The organism is Microbacterium sp. SMR1 (assembly GCF_003289625.1).
In the GTDB taxonomy this organism is placed as follows: Bacteria; Actinomycetota; Actinomycetes; order Actinomycetales; family Microbacteriaceae; genus Microbacterium; species Microbacterium plantarum.
This window is the reverse complement of record NZ_QMBN01000001.1, coordinates 46,398-62,223: the sequence shown is the minus strand read 5'-3', so window position 1 is coordinate 62,223 and position 15,826 is coordinate 46,398. Positions and strand designations below refer to the sequence as shown.

Annotated in this window: 18 protein-coding genes; 8 read left to right on the top strand and 10 right to left on the bottom strand. The window is 71.1% G+C overall.

Translation table 11 applies throughout. The annotated features are described in order from the left end of the window. Positions 1 to 18: 18 nt before the first annotated feature. On the bottom strand, positions 19 to 1,308 hold the full coding sequence (locus DO944_RS00325) for a M18 family aminopeptidase (RefSeq protein ID WP_258524522.1): 1,290 nt from the start codon (positions 1,306 to 1,308) through the stop codon (positions 19 to 21). Positions 1,309 to 1,372: 64 nt separating this feature from the next. Further along, a complete protein-coding gene (locus tag DO944_RS00320) occupies positions 1,373 to 2,068 on the bottom strand; it encodes a M15 family metallopeptidase (RefSeq protein WP_112613617.1) in 696 nt (231 codons plus the stop codon). Between the two features lie 86 nt (positions 2,069 to 2,154). Here DO944_RS00320 and DO944_RS00315 point away from each other — a divergent pair, with 86 nt between their 5' ends. Further along, positions 2,155 to 2,823: a response regulator transcription factor gene (locus DO944_RS00315; RefSeq protein ID WP_112613615.1), complete on the top strand. Its 669-nt coding sequence runs from the start codon at positions 2,155 to 2,157 to the stop codon at positions 2,821 to 2,823. After that, the gene (locus DO944_RS00310; RefSeq protein WP_309300082.1) at positions 2,820 to 3,923 is read left to right on the top strand and encodes a HAMP domain-containing sensor histidine kinase; all 1,104 of its coding nucleotides are present in this window, start codon (positions 2,820 to 2,822) and stop codon (positions 3,921 to 3,923) included. Before DO944_RS00315 ends, DO944_RS00310 begins: the two co-directional genes overlap by 4 nt. Before the next feature lie 5 nt (positions 3,924 to 3,928). On the opposite strand, the gene DO944_RS00305 is transcribed toward DO944_RS00310, so the two are convergent. Next, complete coding sequence (locus DO944_RS00305) at positions 3,929 to 4,237, bottom strand: TraR/DksA family transcriptional regulator (protein ID WP_112613613.1); 309 nt, start codon at positions 4,235 to 4,237, stop codon at positions 3,929 to 3,931. Between the two features lie 208 nt (positions 4,238 to 4,445). Here DO944_RS00305 and DO944_RS15805 point away from each other — a divergent pair, with 208 nt between their 5' ends. Next, positions 4,446 to 4,580 (top strand): hypothetical protein, encoded by a 135-nt coding sequence (locus tag DO944_RS15805; protein ID WP_258524521.1) that lies wholly within the window; start codon positions 4,446 to 4,448, stop codon positions 4,578 to 4,580. A 120-nt stretch (positions 4,581 to 4,700) separates the two neighbouring features. Next, positions 4,701 to 6,200 (top strand): MATE family efflux transporter, encoded by a 1,500-nt coding sequence (locus DO944_RS00300; protein ID WP_112613611.1) that lies wholly within the window; start codon positions 4,701 to 4,703, stop codon positions 6,198 to 6,200. An 18-nt stretch (positions 6,201 to 6,218) separates the two neighbouring features. Here DO944_RS00300 and DO944_RS00295 read toward each other — a convergent pair whose 3' ends face one another. Next, positions 6,219 to 7,982, bottom strand: a complete 1,764-nt coding sequence (locus tag DO944_RS00295; RefSeq protein ID WP_112613609.1) for an NYN domain-containing protein — start codon at positions 7,980 to 7,982, stop codon at positions 6,219 to 6,221. A gap of 83 nt (positions 7,983 to 8,065) precedes the next feature. On the opposite strand from DO944_RS00295, the gene DO944_RS00290 reads away from it, so the two are divergent. From DO944_RS00290 to DO944_RS00280, 3 genes are read left to right on the top strand one after another with little or no spacing between them, the layout of a single operon-like run. Next, a complete protein-coding gene (locus tag DO944_RS00290) occupies positions 8,066 to 8,878 on the top strand; it encodes a glycosyltransferase family 2 protein (RefSeq protein WP_112613607.1) in 813 nt (270 codons plus the stop codon). Continuing rightward, complete coding sequence (locus DO944_RS00285; protein WP_112613605.1) at positions 8,875 to 9,735, top strand: endonuclease/exonuclease/phosphatase family protein; 861 nt, start codon at positions 8,875 to 8,877, stop codon at positions 9,733 to 9,735. The genes DO944_RS00290 and DO944_RS00285 overlap by 4 nt, the downstream gene beginning before the upstream one ends. After that, positions 9,732 to 10,376, top strand: a complete 645-nt coding sequence (locus tag DO944_RS00280; protein WP_258524520.1) for a hypothetical protein — start codon at positions 9,732 to 9,734, stop codon at positions 10,374 to 10,376. The genes DO944_RS00285 and DO944_RS00280 overlap by 4 nt, the downstream gene beginning before the upstream one ends. Here the strand turns inward: DO944_RS00280 and DO944_RS00275 are convergent. The 3 genes from DO944_RS00275 to DO944_RS00265 all read right to left on the bottom strand — a co-directional run bounded on the left by DO944_RS00275 (position 10,360) and on the right by DO944_RS00265 (position 13,017). After that, positions 10,360 to 11,598, bottom strand: coding sequence for an NAD(P)/FAD-dependent oxidoreductase (locus tag DO944_RS00275; RefSeq protein ID WP_112613603.1), 1,239 nt, complete (start codon positions 11,596 to 11,598; stop codon positions 10,360 to 10,362). The genes DO944_RS00280 and DO944_RS00275 overlap by 17 nt on opposite strands. Before the next feature lie 62 nt (positions 11,599 to 11,660). Further along, a complete protein-coding gene (locus tag DO944_RS00270; protein ID WP_112613601.1) occupies positions 11,661 to 12,026 on the bottom strand; it encodes a hypothetical protein in 366 nt (121 codons plus the stop codon). Between the two features lie 166 nt (positions 12,027 to 12,192). After that, positions 12,193 to 13,017, bottom strand: coding sequence for an SDR family NAD(P)-dependent oxidoreductase (locus DO944_RS00265; protein ID WP_112613599.1), 825 nt, complete (start codon positions 13,015 to 13,017; stop codon positions 12,193 to 12,195). A gap of 133 nt (positions 13,018 to 13,150) precedes the next feature. Here DO944_RS00265 and DO944_RS00260 point away from each other — a divergent pair, with 133 nt between their 5' ends. Beyond that, positions 13,151 to 13,366 carry a DUF2945 domain-containing protein gene (locus DO944_RS00260; protein ID WP_112613597.1) on the top strand — a complete coding sequence of 72 codons (216 nt, stop codon included), beginning with the start codon at positions 13,151 to 13,153 and terminating at the stop codon, positions 13,364 to 13,366. A gap of 79 nt (positions 13,367 to 13,445) precedes the next feature. Here the strand turns inward: DO944_RS00260 and DO944_RS00255 are convergent, their stop codons facing one another. From DO944_RS00255 to DO944_RS00245, 3 genes are all read right to left on the bottom strand, one after another. After that, positions 13,446 to 13,901 (bottom strand): SRPBCC family protein, encoded by a 456-nt coding sequence (locus DO944_RS00255; protein WP_023951935.1) that lies wholly within the window; start codon positions 13,899 to 13,901, stop codon positions 13,446 to 13,448. Between the two features lie 110 nt (positions 13,902 to 14,011). After that, positions 14,012 to 15,097: a DNA glycosylase AlkZ-like family protein gene (locus DO944_RS00250; protein ID WP_112613595.1), complete on the bottom strand. Its 1,086-nt coding sequence runs from the start codon at positions 15,095 to 15,097 to the stop codon at positions 14,012 to 14,014. Positions 15,098 to 15,140: 43 nt separating this feature from the next. Continuing rightward, entirely contained in the window at positions 15,141 to 15,824 is a 684-nt protein-coding gene (locus tag DO944_RS00245) for an NAD-dependent deacylase (protein WP_112613593.1), read from the bottom strand. Positions 15,825 to 15,826: the final 2 nt, after the last annotated feature.

The window sequence follows — 15,826 nt, the reverse complement described above, 5'->3', positions numbered from 1 at the left end:
GCCGCGGACTGCTCGATTCTACCGGCGGAACAGCTCCTCGGCCACGAGCGAGAGATCGTGCAGGTCGGAGACCCCGGCGAGTTCGCGCGCCGAGTGCATCGAGAGGATCGGGATCCCCACGTCGACGGTGCGGATGCCGAGCCGCGTGGCGGTGATCGGCCCGATCGTCGACCCGCAGGGCACGCTGTTGTTCGACACGAACTCCTGGCTGCGCACGCCCGCCGCGTCGCACCAGCCGTTCCATGCGGCGGCCCCGACGCCGTCCGTCGCGTACCGCTGGTTGGCGTTGATCTTCAGGATCGGCCCCGATCCGAGCACCGGCAGTACGACGGGGTCGTGCTTGTGGGCGTAGTTCGGGTGCACCGAGTGCCCGACGTCGCTCGAGACGCACCAGGATGCCGCCAGGGCGCGCATCCCCTCCTCGCGATCGGCACCGAGGCCGAGCTGGATGCGCTCGATGACATCGGCGAGGAAGGGACCGGCCGCACCCGAGCGGGTCGCCGACCCGACCTCCTCGTGGTCGAAGACGGCGAGCATCGCGATGTGCCCGGCGTCGAAGCCTCCGGCGGCTCGCTCCAGCGCGACGACTCCGGCATGGACGGAGGCGAGGTCATCCAGCCGACCGGCTGCGAAGAAGACGTCCCCCGCGCCGAAGACCGAGCCCCGGGCGGCATCGGCCGTCACGACGTCGTAGCCGCGGATGCGGGCGGCATCCACTCCCGCCTCGCGGGCGAGCTCGCCGAGCAGGTCGGCGGAGTCGGCGGACCCGAGCCCCCACACCGGCTGCGTCTGCGTCTGCTTGTCGAGGGCGAGGTGGTCGTTCGCCTCGCGGTCGAGGTGGATGGCGAGCTGCGGCAGGCGGAGGAGCGGGCCCGTCGCGGTGAGCACCGCGGTGCCGTCGTCGAGCACGAGGCGGCCGGCCAGCCGCAGCTCGCGGTCGAGCCACGAGTTGAGCAGCGGTCCGCCGTAGACCTCGACCCCGGCTTGCAGCCAGCCGAGCCGGCCGGTGGTGGGGCGGGGCTTGAGCTTGAAGGCGGGCGAGTCGCTGTGCGCGCCGAACACCCGGACGGGCGTCACCGCGGTCGCCGCTGCCGGCACGATCCACGCGAGCACGGCGCCGTCGCGCACCACGAGGTAGCGCCCGCCCGGTTGTTCCGGCCACTGCTCGTCTTCCGCCAGCGCGGTGAAACCGGCTGCGGTGAGGCGTCGCGCCACCTCGGCAGCGGCATGGAAGCTCGACGGCGACGCGGCGACGAACTCGGCGAGGTCGTCGGCGTGGGAGCGGGCGGCGGCGGTGACGGCGGACACGGTGACTCCTGGATCGTTGAGGGGCTCCCTCGATCGTAGGCGCACCCGCCGCCGCGGCCCGGGCTCAGCCGTTGGCATCGGTGCGCATCGGCGGGCACTCCGATCCCGGCGTGGTCGCCAACTCGAAATGCCACGGCTCGTTGCCGTAGGTCTGGCAGATGCCGAACTCCGAGCCGTACGAGATCAGCCAGTACTGCGCGTCGACCGGCCCGATGTCGATGGCGTCGCCGCTGACGTGACGCGACTGCTCGGGGGTGGCGACGTAGGCGCGGGCGGTCTCCTCCCCCACCGAAGCGATGCGGTCGTCGAGGAGCCACTGCTGATACGCCGCGCTGCGCCATCCGCTCGTCACGCCCAGGCGGATGCCGTCGTCCGCGGCACGCGCCTCGGCGGCGCGCATCGCCGCCAGCAGCTCCGGGTCGAGTCGCGAGATGGCCGGCAGGTCGTCATCCCACAGACTCACCTGCACGCCGTCGTCGATGAACCCGTCGTCGGCCGACGGCGTGAAGACCGCGCCCGGGAAGACCGGCGGCATCGGCGGCAGCTGAAGACCCGATGAACCGGCGAGCGCACCGATGGCGGACGCGCCGAGGGCGACCGCACCCGCGACGGCAACCGCGCCGAGGGCGAGGCGGCGACGGCGAACGCGACGGGATGTGCGCGCTCGCGGGCGCGGCGGCACGAAAGTCACCCGCCGTCCGGATTCGGTCGTCGGCAGCGCGAGCGGGCGGGTCGGAACCGGGGCGGAGGAAGTGCTCATGCTCCCAGTGGACGAGAGCGGATGTTGCACCGGTGTCGCCGATTCCGCATACGCCCGCGATACATGCGCCCGCCTATCCTGAGGCCATGCGTGTGCTGATCGTCGAGGACGAGCTCTTCCTCGCCGAGGCGATCCGCGACGGCCTCCGCCTCGAGGCCATCTCGGCCGACCTCGCCGCCGACGGCGATACCGCGCTCGAGCAGCTGGCGATCACCGCGTACGACGTGGTCGTGCTCGACCGCGACATCCCCGGCCCGAACGGTGACGAGATCGCGCGCCACCTCTCCCAGCAGACCGGGGCGCCCCGCATCCTCATGCTGACCGCGGCCGATCGGCTGGACGACAAGGCGTCGGGCTTCGAGTCCGGTGCCGACGACTACCTGACCAAGCCGTTCGCGATGCGCGAGCTCGTGCTGCGACTGCGTGCGCTGGCGCGGCGCTCGGCCAGCTCCGCTCCCCCGATCAGCGAGTTCGGCGGCGTGAGGCTCGATCCCTTCCGCCGCGAGGTCTACCGCGATGGACGGTACATCGCGCTGACACGCAAGCAGTTCGCCGTGCTCGAGGTGCTCCTCAGCGCCGGCGGTGGTGTCATCAGCGCCGAGGCGTTGCTCGAACGCGCCTGGGACGAGAACGCGGACCCGTTCACGAACGCGGTCCGCATCACGATCTCCACGCTCCGCAAACGGCTCGGCGAGCCCTGGGTCATCGAGACCGTGCCGGGTGTCGGATACCGGATGTCGGAACCCGCGCTGTGATCGCCCGCCGCCGCGGGCTCTCCCTGCGGGTCTCACTCACCCTCAGCTACGCCGGGTTCCTGATCGTCGCGGGCGCGGTGCTCTTCGGCGTCGGGCTGCTGGCCCTGCGGTTCGTGCCGAGCGGCGACCTGTTCAGCCAGTCGACGGGCGGGTGGGCGCCCGGACGCGGCGACCTCACCGACGTCTTCGTCAAGTACGCGTGGTGGGCTCTGGCCGCCCTCCTCGTCGTCGGATTCGTCGGCGGCTGGTTCCTCGCGGGGTGGATGCTCGCTCCGCTCGGACGGGTCACCGAAGTGGTCGGCCGGGCCGATGCCGGAACGCTTCACCGCCGAATCGCGCTGCGCGGACGCCGGAACGAGCTGACCGACCTCGCCGACGCATTCGACGACATGCTCGACCGGATCGAACGCGCCGTCGCAGAGGAGTCGCGGTTCGCGGCGAACGCGTCGCACGAGCTGCGCACCCCGCATGCCGTCATCCGGACGATCGTCGAGGTGGCGCGCGCCGATCCGGACGGGCGCGACGTCGACCTCGTCCTGAGCAGGGTCGCCGAGACGAATGAGCGGGCGATCGCCACGACGGAGGCCCTGCTCGACCTCGCGCGCGCCGGACGATCCGGCCTCGACTTCGCGCCGGTCGACCTCGCAGCCCTGGTCGAGCAGGTCGTCGCGGACGCACGCGACGGCGCGGATGAGGCGGCCCGTGGAGGGTCACCGAGCATGCGCGAGGAGCGGGGGCCGGCCACGGCGCGCGGGAACGCCGCCCTCCTCCGGCAGCTGGTGTCGAACCTCGTCGCCAATGCCCTGATCCACAATCTCCCGGACGGGGGCGAGGTCGCCGTACGCACCCGGACGGCACCCGATGGCTCAGCGCTGCTCGAGATCGCCAACACCGGTCCCGACCTCGATCCGGCTCGCGTCGCAACGCTCACGGAGCCGTTCGTGCGCGCGGGAGACCGGACCCGCGCGGCATCCGACCGGGGGGTCGGTCTCGGACTGACGATCGTCTCGGCCATCGTCCGCAGCCATCGCGGCGATCTGCGGATCACCCCGCGTGAGGGCGGGGGCCTGATCGTCCGCGTGACACTGCCCGGCGCCTGACAGCCCTAGGCCGTCTCGGCCCGGCTCTGACACTCGATGCACGCGGGAGCGTAGGGCACCGCTTCCAGGCGTGCCGGCGCGATCGCGCGGCCGCATCCGACGCATCGCCCGTACGAGCCCGCGCCGACGCGATCCAGCGCCTCGGTGATCAGGGTGATCGTGGCGCGATGCGATGCGGCGGTCTGATATGCCACCGGGTCGACGGAGGGAACCGCGCGCGGCTCGATATCCTGCAGCAGCTCGCGGCGTTCGGCGAGCAGCGCTTCGAGGCGCATTCGAACGTCGCTCGACGTCGCGTCGGCGGTCTTTTCCATTTTTCTTCCGTTCTGACTTTTCTGGTGCGCGAAAAACCCCGGCCTCAAGCCTGCAAGGGCGAGACGACGGGGCGGTGACCACCCACCATAGCCAGTCCACACAGAAAAGCAAGCTGCGCCGAGGCGGCCCGAAAAGCGGATTTGACTTCTTTTTCTTCCGGGCTATGGTCGGGAGTCACACGCCAGCCACGAGGGGAAGCGAGTTCTCATGTCGAGCAAGACACCACGCACACGAGGCGACAAAAAGGCGCCGCAATTGTCGTTGAAAGAAAAACGCGCGGCCAAGCGCGAGAAGCAGGAGGACGGCGCGTTCCTGAAGCCCCGCAAGGGGTCCTCCCGCTGACACCGCGAGCGCGCATGCGGGATATCCCTTGGCGCATCTCGAATCGATTCGATACACTGATTGACGGCGGCGCTCCGGCGCCGCCGTTGTCGTGCCCGCATCTTCTCGAAGGCCACCGCGATGTCCCGCACCCTCACCACCGGCAGCCCCTGGCGCGTCATCCTCGCGTTCTCGGTGCCTCTCCTGATCGGCAACGTGGTGCAGCAGATGTACCACATCGTCGATGCGGTCGTGGTCGGGCGCTGGCTCGGCGTCGACTCTCTCGCCGCCGTCGGCGCGACGGGTTCGATGCTGTTCCTGCTCATCGGGTTCGCGTGGGGACTCACCTCCGGATTCGCAATCCCGACGGCGCAGGCCTTCGGCGCGGGCGATCACGCCGCGGTCCGCCGGTCGGTCGCGGCCGGCGCCGCGCTGACCGCGATGACGAGCGTCGTCCTCACCGTCGTGGCCCCGTTCCTGTCGCGTCCCCTGCTCGAACTGCTCCAGACTCCCCCCGAGCTCCTCGACGATGCGACGACCTTCGCCGTCGTCAGCTTCCTCGGCGCCGGGGCGACGATGTTCTTCAACTACCTGGCGGCGATCATCCGCGCGATCGGCGACTCCCGCACTCCGCTGATCTTCCTGACGGTGGCATGCGTCTTCAACGTCGTGCTCGTCGTGCTGATGGTCGGGCCGCTCGGATGGGGCGTCGGTGGCGCCGCCCTGGCGACGGTCGTGTCGCAGGCGTTGTCGGTCGGGCTGTGCCTCGACTACATCCGCCGCCGCATCCCGGTCCTGCGCATGCGGCGCGCCGACTGGCGCATCACGCGCGCCGACCTCGCCCTGCACCTGCGACTCGGACTGCCGATGGGTTTCCAGGCGTCGATCATCGCGATCGGCACGCTCGCGGTGCAGGTGCGCCTGAACGAGCTCGGCGCCGACGCCGTCGCCGCCTATACGACCGCTTCACGCGTCGACGGGCTCGCGATCGCTCTGCTGCAGTCGCTGGGACTCGCCGTCTCGATGTTCGTCGCGCAGAACTACGGCGGTGGACGTCCCGACCGCATCCGCCAGGGCGTCGCACAGGCGACGTGGATGGCCGTGATCGGCGCCGTCGGACTCGGCGCGGTGCTCATCACTCTCGGGGCGCCGCTCGTCCGACTGTTCGTCGGTGACGGCTCGGACGACGTGGTCTCGCTCGCCGCCCTCATGCTGATCATCAACGGCGCGACCTATACGGCGCTGGGCGTCCTGTTCGTGCTCCGCGGGGCGCTGCAGGGCCTCGGCCACACTCTCGTACCGACCATCACCGGAATCGTCGAGCTCTTCATGCGCGCCGGAGCCGCTGTCGTGCTCGGCGCGCTCATCGGTTTCGCGGGGGTCGCGTGGAGCAACCCCCTCGCCTGGCTCGGTGCCACCGCCATCCTGATCCCGGCCTACCTGCGAGCGCGTCGCGAACTCGCGAGCATGCCGGTCGCACGCGCGGATCACATCAGCGCGGCGACGACTCCCGTTCCGGTCGTCGGCCCCGCGAGCGGATCGATGGTCGTCGATGCGGTGGTCACGCAGCCGGTCCCCGTCGTCCCGGCCCGGCGACGCCGGCGTACGGTCGCCGCAGCGCTGCGCCGCAGCCGCGGCTGACCCGCGGTGACCTGCGGATCAGCTCGCGGATGAACCGGGGCGTGATGCCCGGCGCGGCGTCCGCTTGACGGGGGCGGCTGCCGCCGCGGGCTCTTCGGCGCGCGGCTCCACGGCGGGCTCTGCGGGAGCGTCCGTCACCGGAGCCTTCGGGCTGCGGGGTGCCCGCTTCGGCCGAGTGGGCGCCTCGGCTTCGGCCCCGGCTTCGGCTTCGGGGGCGGCTTCATCCGACGGTGTCTTCGGAGCGGCGGCCCGGCTCCGCGAAGCGCGCTTCGGCCGAACCGGGGCGTCGGTCGACGGCTCGGTCTCAGCCGGAACGGACTCGGCGACGGGATCGACGTCAGCCGCGGGGGCGGACGCCGCATCGGTGCTCGGAGCCGGCGCAGCCTCGTCCGTCTGCGTCTCCGTCGACGCGTCGGCGTCCGTCGCGCGCTTCGCGGCGGTGCGGGCACCGGTTCTGCGAGGGGTCCGGGTCTTCGACTCGCCGGTCGCCGACGTCGTCTCCGCTTCGGACTTCGCGCTCGTCTTCGCCGCTGTCCTCCCGCCGGTCTTCTTCCCGGCCCGGCCCGCGGCGGGCGCCTCATCCGTGACCGGAGCGGCGTCAGCCGAAACCGCCGGCTCGTCAGTGCTCGCGACGTCCGACGTCTCGGTCGCGTCGGATGCCGGCGCGGGCTCGATCGTTGCCACGCCGGCCGCCGTCTCCGCGCTCTCTGACGGCGCTGCGGACGCTGCGGCGTTGCCGCGCGCCGCGGACGAGACCGCGTCGAGAGCCGCATCCAGGGCTGCGCCCAGCGTGAGCTGCTCGATCATCGGACGACGGTTGCGCGGCGTCGATCCGCTCGTCGGTTCCGCCGGAGCCGTCGCCGGCGAGTCCTCGTCAGGCGCCTCAGCGGCGACCTCCGGGGCCGGCGGCTCGGCGCCCTGCGCGGCGCTCTTGGCGCGGGACGGCTTGCGCCGCGAGCGACCGCCGGTCGTCCCGGCTTCGGCCTCGCCGCGAGCGTCGCCGCGCCCCTTCGCGGACGCATCCGCAGGGGTGTCGTCGGAGCCCTTCACGCCCGCTGCGTCCTTCGGGCGCAGCGACATCCCGCCCGGCTTCGACTCGATCGTGAACAGCCCGACCGCCCGCACGAGATCCGAGAGTTTCGCGTAACCCCAGTTGCGGGGGTCGAAGTCGGGCTGCTGCTTGCGCATGAGCTGACCCACCGTCCCGAGGTCGGACCAGCCGTCATCGGCGGAAGCCGTCTCGACGGCGCTCCGGAGGAGAGCCACGAGGCGCGCATCGCCGCGCAGCGCCGCGGACGTCCAGCGCTCAGCCGTCGTCGAGCGGGCGGCATCCTTCTCGTCGACGACTCCGAGCACCTCGAGGTAGGTGAACTGATCGCAGGCGTTGCGGAAGGCCTCGGGCGTCTTCCGCTCGCCGAAGCCGTAGACGGTCACACCCTCCTCGCGGATGCGCGAGGCGAGGCGCGTGAAGTCGCTGTCGCTCGAGACGATGCAGAAGCCCTGGAACCGGCGCGTGTACAGCAGATCCATCGCATCGATGATCAGCGCACTGTCGGTCGCGTTCTTGCCCGTCGTGTTGTCGAACTGCTGCATCGGCTGGATGACGTGCTCGCTCGCGGCATCCTTCCATCCGCGCAGCTGCGACTTGGTCCAGTCGCCGTACACGCGCTTGACCGAGGCGGTGCCGTAGGTGGCGATCTCGGCGAGCACTCCGCCGATCCGCGATGGCGAGACGTTGTCGGCATCGACGAGGACGGCGAGGAGATCGCTCTGCTGAGGCATACCTCCAGCATGTCATTGACGGCGAGCCGGAGCACTGTCAAGCCGCTCCCGCCGCTCCCCCGCCCGCCGTAGCGTGAGGTCCGATGACACTCGAACGCCGGCCCCCGCTGCACCGTCCGACCGTCTCGGTCGTGATCCCGGTGAAAGACGATGCTGTGATGCTGCGGCGGTGTCTGCGCGCTCTCGCCCAGCAGTCCGAGCAGCCCGATGAGATCGTCGTCGTCGACAACGGTTCACGCGACGACTCCGCCGAGGTCGCGCGAGCCGCTGGTGCGCGGGTCGTCGAGTGCATGACCGCCGGTATCCCCGCGGCGGCCGCCACCGGCTACGACCATGCGACCGGCGATCTCGTGCTGCGCCTGGACGCCGATTCGCTTCCGGATCCGACGTGGGTCGCCGACTTCCGCCGCGACTTCGCCCAGCGGTCTGACGTCGATGTCCTGACCGGCGCCGCGCACTTCATCGACGGGCCCCGCGCCCTGCGGGTCCCCCTCGCAGCGACGTACCTGGGGCTCTATGCGCTGCTGGGCTTCGCCGCTCTCGGCCACCTGCCGTTGTTCGGCTCCAACCTCGCCTTCCGTCGCGCGGCCTGGCGCAGCGTACGGACGGAAGTCCACCGCGGCGACGCGGAGGTGCACGACGACTTCGACCTCGCGTTCCACCTCGGCGGGCGACACCGCATCGCGTACTCGCGCCGTGCCGACATGGGGATCTCGATGCGCCCCTTCGACGACGGGCGCGCCTTCCGCACGCGTATCGCCCGCGGCTTCCGCACCGTCCTCACCCACTGGCCGGACGAGCTGCCGCACCGCCGCGTCGCCCGACGGCTCCGCCGCGCGCAGCACTCGGCTGCGGAGCGGCCCGCGTCGGCGCTATCCGCGCAGGTCAGCCCATGACGGTCTCGACGGGCACGGCTGCGGCGATGCCGCGCATGTTCGGCCTCGACGAAATGCATCCCGACGACCTCCACGTCGCGACCTGGAACATCCGGCGGCGCATCGACGGCCCCACCTGGCCCCCGAACGACCGCTGGTCGGTGCGGGGCCGGCGCCTCGCGACGGTGCTCCACGCCGACCCGCCCGCCATCCTCGGAACGCAGGAGGCGATGCCCGATCAGGCGGATCTGGTGCGGGCCTCGCTCGGCACGACCTACCGCTTCATCGGTCACGGGCGGGGCGCCGACGGCCGCGGCGAAGGCTGCCCGATCTTCTTCGACAGCGAGCGGCTGGAGCTCGCGGACCACGAGCAGCTCGCTCTCTCCGAGACGCCCGAGGTCGCGGGGTCGATGTCGTGGGGCAATCCCGTGCCGCGGGTGGTGGTCCGCGCCGCCTTCCGCGATCGGGTCACCGGCAGCGACCTGACCGTTCTCAACACCCATCTCGACGTGTTCTCCGCTCGATCACGGCTGCGCTCGGCGTGGCTCCTGCACGACCTGGCAGCCGAGATGACGGGGCCGGTGGTGGTCATGGGCGATATGAACGCCGGCCCGGGGTCCGCGCCTCTCGCCGCATTGTTCAGCGGCGACCTGGTGGATGCGTGGCAGACGGCACGGGTGCGGACGACCCCGCTCTGGGACACCTACGGCGGTTATCACCCGCCGCGCGTGCGGAAAGGACCGATCGACTGGATCGCCGTCGACCGGCGCACCCGCGTCATGCGCGCCGCGGTCGACACCCGGACGATCGACGGCGCCGCGCCCTCCGATCATCTCGGGATGCACATCCTCCTCCGCCTGAGCAGGGAGCAGTCGTGAGCCGGCCCGTCATGATCGACAACTTCCTCCGGCCGCCCCGCACCACGAGCGCTGTCGCCGCGGACGCGGTGCGGCTGTGCGGCGTCCTCAGCATCGTGGTCGCGGTGCTGTGGTTCGAGCCCACGGACGCCGGCATCCTCGCCTTCGCCCTTCCCGCACTCGTCGCACCGCGGTTCGTCGGCGTCCGTCCCGCATTCGACATCCTGTGCGGCATCACGGTCCTGGTGGCGGCGTGGAGCAACGTCGTCGATCTGTACCGCAGCGTCCCGCCGTGGGACATCCCGGTGCACCTCGTGTGCACGGGCGTCCTCGCCGCGCTCGCCTATATCGCAGCGGCTCGCGTCTCGGTCGTGCCGCTCCCCGGCACCGCGGGCTTCCGGCGGCGGACCGGCCTCATCGTCACGACGGCGTTCGGTCTCGCCTTCGCAGCCCTCTGGGAGATCGTGGAGTGGGTCGGCAAAGCCTTTGTCGACTCCATCCTCGTGACCTACGACGACACGATCGGCGACATGGCCGTGGGTGGACTCGGCGCGCTGATCGCCGGCATCCTCGTGGCCCGCGCGCGGCTGACGGTGGAGCGCACGCCCGCGGCGGGCAGCGACCCCGACCACGATGCCGCGGGCGTCACGCCCTCCCGGTGAGGATGAGGTTCCAGTAGACCCAGGGCAGCACGCGCCGGTCGAAGAACCACGACAGCGCGCTCTCGCGGTACATGCGGCGGAAGAAGGGAATCGTCGGCATGAGCTCGCCGGAGGACCCGAACTCGGCCCACACGACGCTCGAACGCGACACCGTCATCGGGCATACGCCGTAGCCGTCGTACCGCGCACGGGGTTCGCCACCCGAGGCGACGGCCGCGAGGTTCTTCGCGAGCACCATGGTCTGCTTGCGCAGCGCTCCCCCGCTCTTCGAGTTCGTCGTCGCGGCGGCGTCACCGATGGCCCACACGTTGCCGAAGCGCGTGTGGCGGAGGGTCTCGGGGTCGACGTCGACGAACCCGTCAGCATCGCCGTCCGCTGCCAGACCCGAGGCGCGGATCCAGTCGGGTGCCGACTGCGGCGGCACCACGTTGATGAGATCGAACCGGAGGCGTTCGATGCCGGAGGGCGAGCCGATGACGACTTCGGATGCCGCGGCATCCACCTCGATCAACGCGCTCTGCGTCCGCAGCTCGATGCCGTAACGGTCGATCGCCCGCTGGATCTCGTGGTCGAAGGCGGGGATGCCAAACACGGTGCTCTCCGGCACGACGAGGACGACTCGGATGTCGTCGAGCACACCGGTGCGCTGCCAGTAATCGCACGCCTGGTACATGGGTTTCTGCGAGGCACCCGCACAGGAGGCGGGGCCTGCGGGCTGCGTGAAGACGACGGTGCCCTGCCGCAGATCGCGCAGGCGCAGCGACGTGCGCGCCGCGAGGTCGCCCTCGTAGTGCGTGGTGACGTCGCCCGTGCCGATCGACTCGGCGAGGCCCGGAACGCTCGCCCAGTCCTTCTGCATCCCGGGGCTGAGGACGAGGTGGTCGTAGCCGATCTCGTCGCCCGAGATCAGGCGGACGACCGATCGGCGCGGGTCGACCGAGACGACGGCATCCTGGATCCACCGGACGCCGTCGGGGATGACGCTGCGCTGTGGCCGGACCGTCTCGCTGATGCGCGCGGTGCCGCCGGCGACGTGCGAGAACAGCGGCTGATACTCGTGGACGTCCTTCGGCTCGATCAGCGCGATGTCATCGAGTCCGCGCCGCTGCAGTCGAGCCGCGGCGGACACCCCGCCGTTGCCGCCGCCGACCACGACGATCCGATGATGCGCGGTGTGCGACCGGGTCGCTCGGGGATCGGATGCTGCGTCTGCCGTCGCCATGCGACCACGGTAGGTGCCAGGCGCGGAACGACCGAGGTGCTTGCGTCGCGCGACGGCGGGGTCTAGAGCGTCTCCGTGATGTAGATGAGCACGAAGATCGCGAGAGACCCCACGGCGAGGATGCCCATCGCGACGGCCAGCCGCCGATTGCGGACGGGGGCATCGGCCGACGACCGGGCGGCGACGACCATCATCGCCCAGCCGACGACCGCGAAGATGATGCCAACCGCGGGCAGCGCCGTCTGCAGCTGGAATGCCAGCACGTAGAGCACGATCGCGACCGCGGCCAGGACGCCCGCGGGCGCGAGCCACCGCGAGGCGGATCCGTGTCGGAAGCTGGCCTGGTTCGTGAGATCGGTGGGATCGGGCCGGGGGTGGCGGTCCGGCATCTGCTCGGGTCCGTGGGGCTCGTTGCGCTTGTCGACCATGTCGTCCTCCCGTTCGCCCCCACGGTATGCGCTCCCCTCGCCCCCGCCGACCCCCTTGCGCATCCCCCACCGAGCACGCACCGTTCGCGCGAGAACGCACGCCGCCCGGTGCGTTTTCGGCGCGACGGTGCGTACTCGCGCACCGCAGCGCCCTCCCCGGACGGCGTCAGCGGGCGAGGGCGACCATCTCGGCACTCCGGTCCCAGAGCTCGCGGGCGAGGTCGGCGTCGGTCGCATTGCGGTGGGAACGGGTCGGACGGTCGTTCTCGTAGTAGGCGCCAGGCACCCAGTCGCGGTTGGGGATGCCGTCGGCGAGGAAGACCAGTCGAGCGCCGCCCTCGTCGGTGGTCGTGAGCAGGCGCCGGGCGAGGGGGTTGTGGTAGACCCATCGGAGCGGGCCGGGAACGTTCGCGGCGAACTGCGTCGCGACGACGCCGGGGTGGAACGCGGCCGCCGAGATGCCCTGGTCGCCGAACCGGGTCTGGAGTTCCCGCGTGAACAGGATGTCGGCGAGCTTGGCGTTGCCGTAGGCGATGCGTCCCGAGTAGTGCTTCGCCGCGTTCAGGTCGGTGACGTCGAACCGTGAGAACAGGCGAGCCGCCACACTCGCCGTCTGGATGACGGATGCCTCGCTCTCGATGAGCCGCTCCAGCAACAGGTTCGTCAGCAGGAAGCCGGCGAGGTGATTGACCTGAAAGGTCTGCTCGTAACCGTCCACGGTGAGAGCGCGCGGGCCGAAGATGCCGCCGGCATTGTTGGCGAGTACGTCGATGCGGGGATAGGCCTCGAGCAGCTCGTCGGAGAGCCGACGCACCTGCGCGAGCTCGGCGTAGTCGGCCAGGTGGTAGGGCGCGCCGAGCTCGCTCGCGAGAGCCCGCGTCTTCTCCGGCGAACGCCCGACGAGCACGACTCGATGCCCTTCTCGCGCGAGGCGCCGCGCCGCGGCCGCCCCGATTCCGTCGCTGGCTCCCGTGATGACGATCGTGCGCATGCCCGCAGTCTCGCAGGCTGCGGCCGGTCGACGGGAGTGCTGGCGCATCCGACCCCGGTGTGTCAACGACTTCTCCCCCGGCACCGGCCGGCGGAAGGATCGCGGCAACCGAAGCACAACGGAAGGAGCCGGCATGGCTCAGGAACTGTCGAAGGGCGACCGCGTCAGCTGGGACACCTCCCAAGGGCGGACGCAGGGGAAGATCGTCGAGAAGAAGGAGAAGGACTTCCAGTTCGCGGGTCAGAAGTTCACAGCATCCGCCGACGAGCCCGCCTTCATCGTCGAGTCGGAGAAGAGCGGCGACCAGGCGGCCCACAAGCGTTCGGCGCTGCGCAAGCTCAGCGATTGAGCGGCAGCCACCCCGCAGCGCGACGAGAGGCCCCTCCGCCGAACGGAGGGGCCTCTCGTCGTAGCCGTCAGCGTCGAGGTCAGTTCTCGATGTCGCCGCGCCAGGCTCCGGTCTCGGTGCCGCGCGACTCGATGAACTCCTTGAAGCGCGTGAGGTCCTTCTTCACGGCGTGGTCGTCGATGCCGATGGCCGCGCCGACCGACTCGACGAAGCCCTCGGGCTTCCAGTCCAGCTGAACCGTGACGCGGGTCTCGTTGTCGCTGAGCTTGTGGAAGGTCACGACACCGGCGTGCTCGTCCTTGCCGCCGACGCTGTTCCAGGCGACACGCTCGTCGGGGTGCTGCTCGGTGATCTTCGCGGTGAACTCGCGCTCAGCCCCGCCGATCTTGACCTTCCAGTGGGTCGTGCCGTCGTCGAGCTGGGTGACCGACTCGACGAAGCTGAGGAAGTGCGGGAACGACTCGAACTGCGTCCACTGGTTGTAGGCGACGGAGACGGGAACGTCGACGTCGATGGTCTCGATGATGCGAGCCATGGGCGGCTCCTTTCGTTTCGATTGCGGGGCTGTCACCATGCTTCGCCGTCACCGGCGCCATCGCGACCGACTTGCGACCTCGACGGTCGGCTGGTAGGCCGGGGGCGGAGTCAGTCGAGTCCGCGCACGGGCACCCCGAGCCACTCGGCCAGATCGCGGATCTCCGCCTCGACCATCTCGCGCTCCTCGCTCTCCCAGGGCACGAGCTCGTGCAGCGCCGCGACGACGAGGTTCTCCTTCGGCTTGTCGAGCGCCGCGTCGAGGAGGCCGATGAACCGGTCACCGCAGAGGATGGGATGCGCGAAGTAGCCGTAGACGCGCTGCGCCTTCGGCACGAACTGCTCGAGCTTGTAGGTGAAATCGAAGGCCTCGACCAGTCGCGGCCGGTCGAACAGCATTCCGTCGTACGGATTGAGGATCGCTACCCTCCCGCCGGGGTCGTCGTCGATGGCTTCGAGCGCCCGCGGGTCGACCCGCCACTTCCACGTGCTGCCCTCGACGGAGGCCGGCTCGCCGGCCATCCCGACCCCCGACCACGACGACTTCTGCCGCGCGAGCCCCGCGCCCTGCAGGCGACGCTCGTCGAGGATCGCCCCCGCCTCGTCGTAGGTCAGGTCAGCGGGCTCGGGACCACGCGCCCGCTCGGCGACATCCCAGCGGCGCAGCCGACCGGCACGCCCCACGACCGCGACCTCGCCGAGGCGCTCGAGCAGATCGAGCATGCGCGGCACCTGGTTGTCGCTGTACCAGCCGCTGTCGTTGCCGGCGGGCACGGCGGCGGTGTCGGGGATGTCGGCCGCCAGCAGCGGTCCGTCCGCGCGCAGGCGCGCCAGCACGTCGGCCCGGAACGCGCTGTTGGCCTCGAGCCACGCCGCGGTGCTCTCGCGCACAGGACGCATCCGCATCCGCACGCGCATCGCGGGCAGCATGCTCGCGGGGTGGAACGATCCGGCGTACTCGAAGAGGTGTCGGTCGTCTTCGACGGCCTTCGTCAGCTGCCCCGGCTCATATCCCCAGCCGATCCTCGCCCACGGGATGGCCTGCTCGCTGGGCGCGATGACGGCCGTCGGATCGATCTTGATGGCGCCGATCTGCTCGGCCACCTCGACGACGTCGCCGGGACGGTCTGCCTCGAGCAGCTGCGCCCGCACGATGATGCGGCGCGCCTGCTCACGCGTGAGCCGATGCGGTTCCATGCGATGACGCTACCGCCGACCTCCGACGCGCCCGCGACCTCCGTCAGAAGCGGGCGACCCACTCGGGAACGGTCGCCGTCGCCGGGCCGAGCACGACGTCGTCGAACAGGCGAAGGTCCTCGTAGGCCTCGAGGTTCAGCAGAGCGGTGCGGGCCCCGGCTTCCGCCGCCACCGCGACGAGGGATGCCGCGGGCGTGACCGCCCCCGACGTCCCGATCACCCAGAACTGCTCGCACAGCGCCACCGCGTCGAAGATGTCGTCGAGCCCGTACACCGCCTCGCCGAACCAGACCACGTCGGGCCGGAGCGCTCGGGCTCCGCACACGGGGCAGGGCGGCCCGCCGGCGAGGTCGCCGTGCCACGGCGTCCGCTCTCCGCACGCCTCGCAGAGCGCCGACGCGAGCTCGCCGTGGATGTGGCTGACGCGCACCGACCCGGCACGCTCGTGCAGATCGTCGATGTTCTGCGTGACGATGAACACATCGCCCGGGCGCCGTGCTTCGAGGTCGGCGAGGGCGAGATGGGCCGCATTGGGCTCCGCGGCGGCCGCCGCGCGACGACGCTCGTCGTAGAACGCGTGGACGAGAGCCGGGTCGGCCGCATAGCCCTCGGGAGTCGCGACGTCCTCGATGCGGTGGTCCTCCCAGAGCCCGTCGGCGGCGCGGAACGTGCGGATGCCCGACTCGGCGGAGATGCCGGCCCCGGTGAGGACGACGATCCGCGCCACCG

Excerpts from the sequence above, each read along its gene's own strand:
- DO944_RS00320 (WP_112613617.1), bottom strand. The coding sequence starts at position 2,068 with ATGAGCACTTCCTCCGCCCCGGTTCCGACCCGCCCGCTCGCGCTGCCG.
- DO944_RS00315 (WP_112613615.1), top strand. The coding sequence starts at position 2,155 with ATGCGTGTGCTGATCGTCGAGGACGAGCTCTTCCTCGCCGAGGCGATC.
- DO944_RS00305 (WP_112613613.1), bottom strand. The coding sequence starts at position 4,237 with ATGGAAAAGACCGCCGACGCGACGTCGAGCGACGTTCGAATGCGCCTC.
- DO944_RS15805 (WP_258524521.1), top strand. The coding sequence starts at position 4,446 with ATGTCGAGCAAGACACCACGCACACGAGGCGACAAAAAGGCGCCGCAA.
- DO944_RS00300 (WP_112613611.1), top strand. The coding sequence starts at position 4,701 with ATGTCCCGCACCCTCACCACCGGCAGCCCCTGGCGCGTCATCCTCGCG.
- DO944_RS00295 (WP_112613609.1), bottom strand. The coding sequence starts at position 7,982 with ATGCCTCAGCAGAGCGATCTCCTCGCCGTCCTCGTCGATGCCGACAAC.
- DO944_RS00290 (WP_112613607.1), top strand. The coding sequence starts at position 8,066 with ATGACACTCGAACGCCGGCCCCCGCTGCACCGTCCGACCGTCTCGGTC.
- DO944_RS00285 (WP_112613605.1), top strand. The coding sequence starts at position 8,875 with ATGACGGTCTCGACGGGCACGGCTGCGGCGATGCCGCGCATGTTCGGC.
- DO944_RS00275 (WP_112613603.1), bottom strand. The coding sequence starts at position 11,598 with ATGGCGACGGCAGACGCAGCATCCGATCCCCGAGCGACCCGGTCGCAC.
- DO944_RS00270 (WP_112613601.1), bottom strand. The coding sequence starts at position 12,026 with ATGGTCGACAAGCGCAACGAGCCCCACGGACCCGAGCAGATGCCGGAC.
- DO944_RS00265 (WP_112613599.1), bottom strand. The coding sequence starts at position 13,017 with ATGCGCACGATCGTCATCACGGGAGCCAGCGACGGAATCGGGGCGGCC.
- DO944_RS00260 (WP_112613597.1), top strand. The coding sequence starts at position 13,151 with ATGGCTCAGGAACTGTCGAAGGGCGACCGCGTCAGCTGGGACACCTCC.
- DO944_RS00255 (WP_023951935.1), bottom strand. The coding sequence starts at position 13,901 with ATGGCTCGCATCATCGAGACCATCGACGTCGACGTTCCCGTCTCCGTC.
- DO944_RS00250 (WP_112613595.1), bottom strand. The coding sequence starts at position 15,097 with ATGGAACCGCATCGGCTCACGCGTGAGCAGGCGCGCCGCATCATCGTG.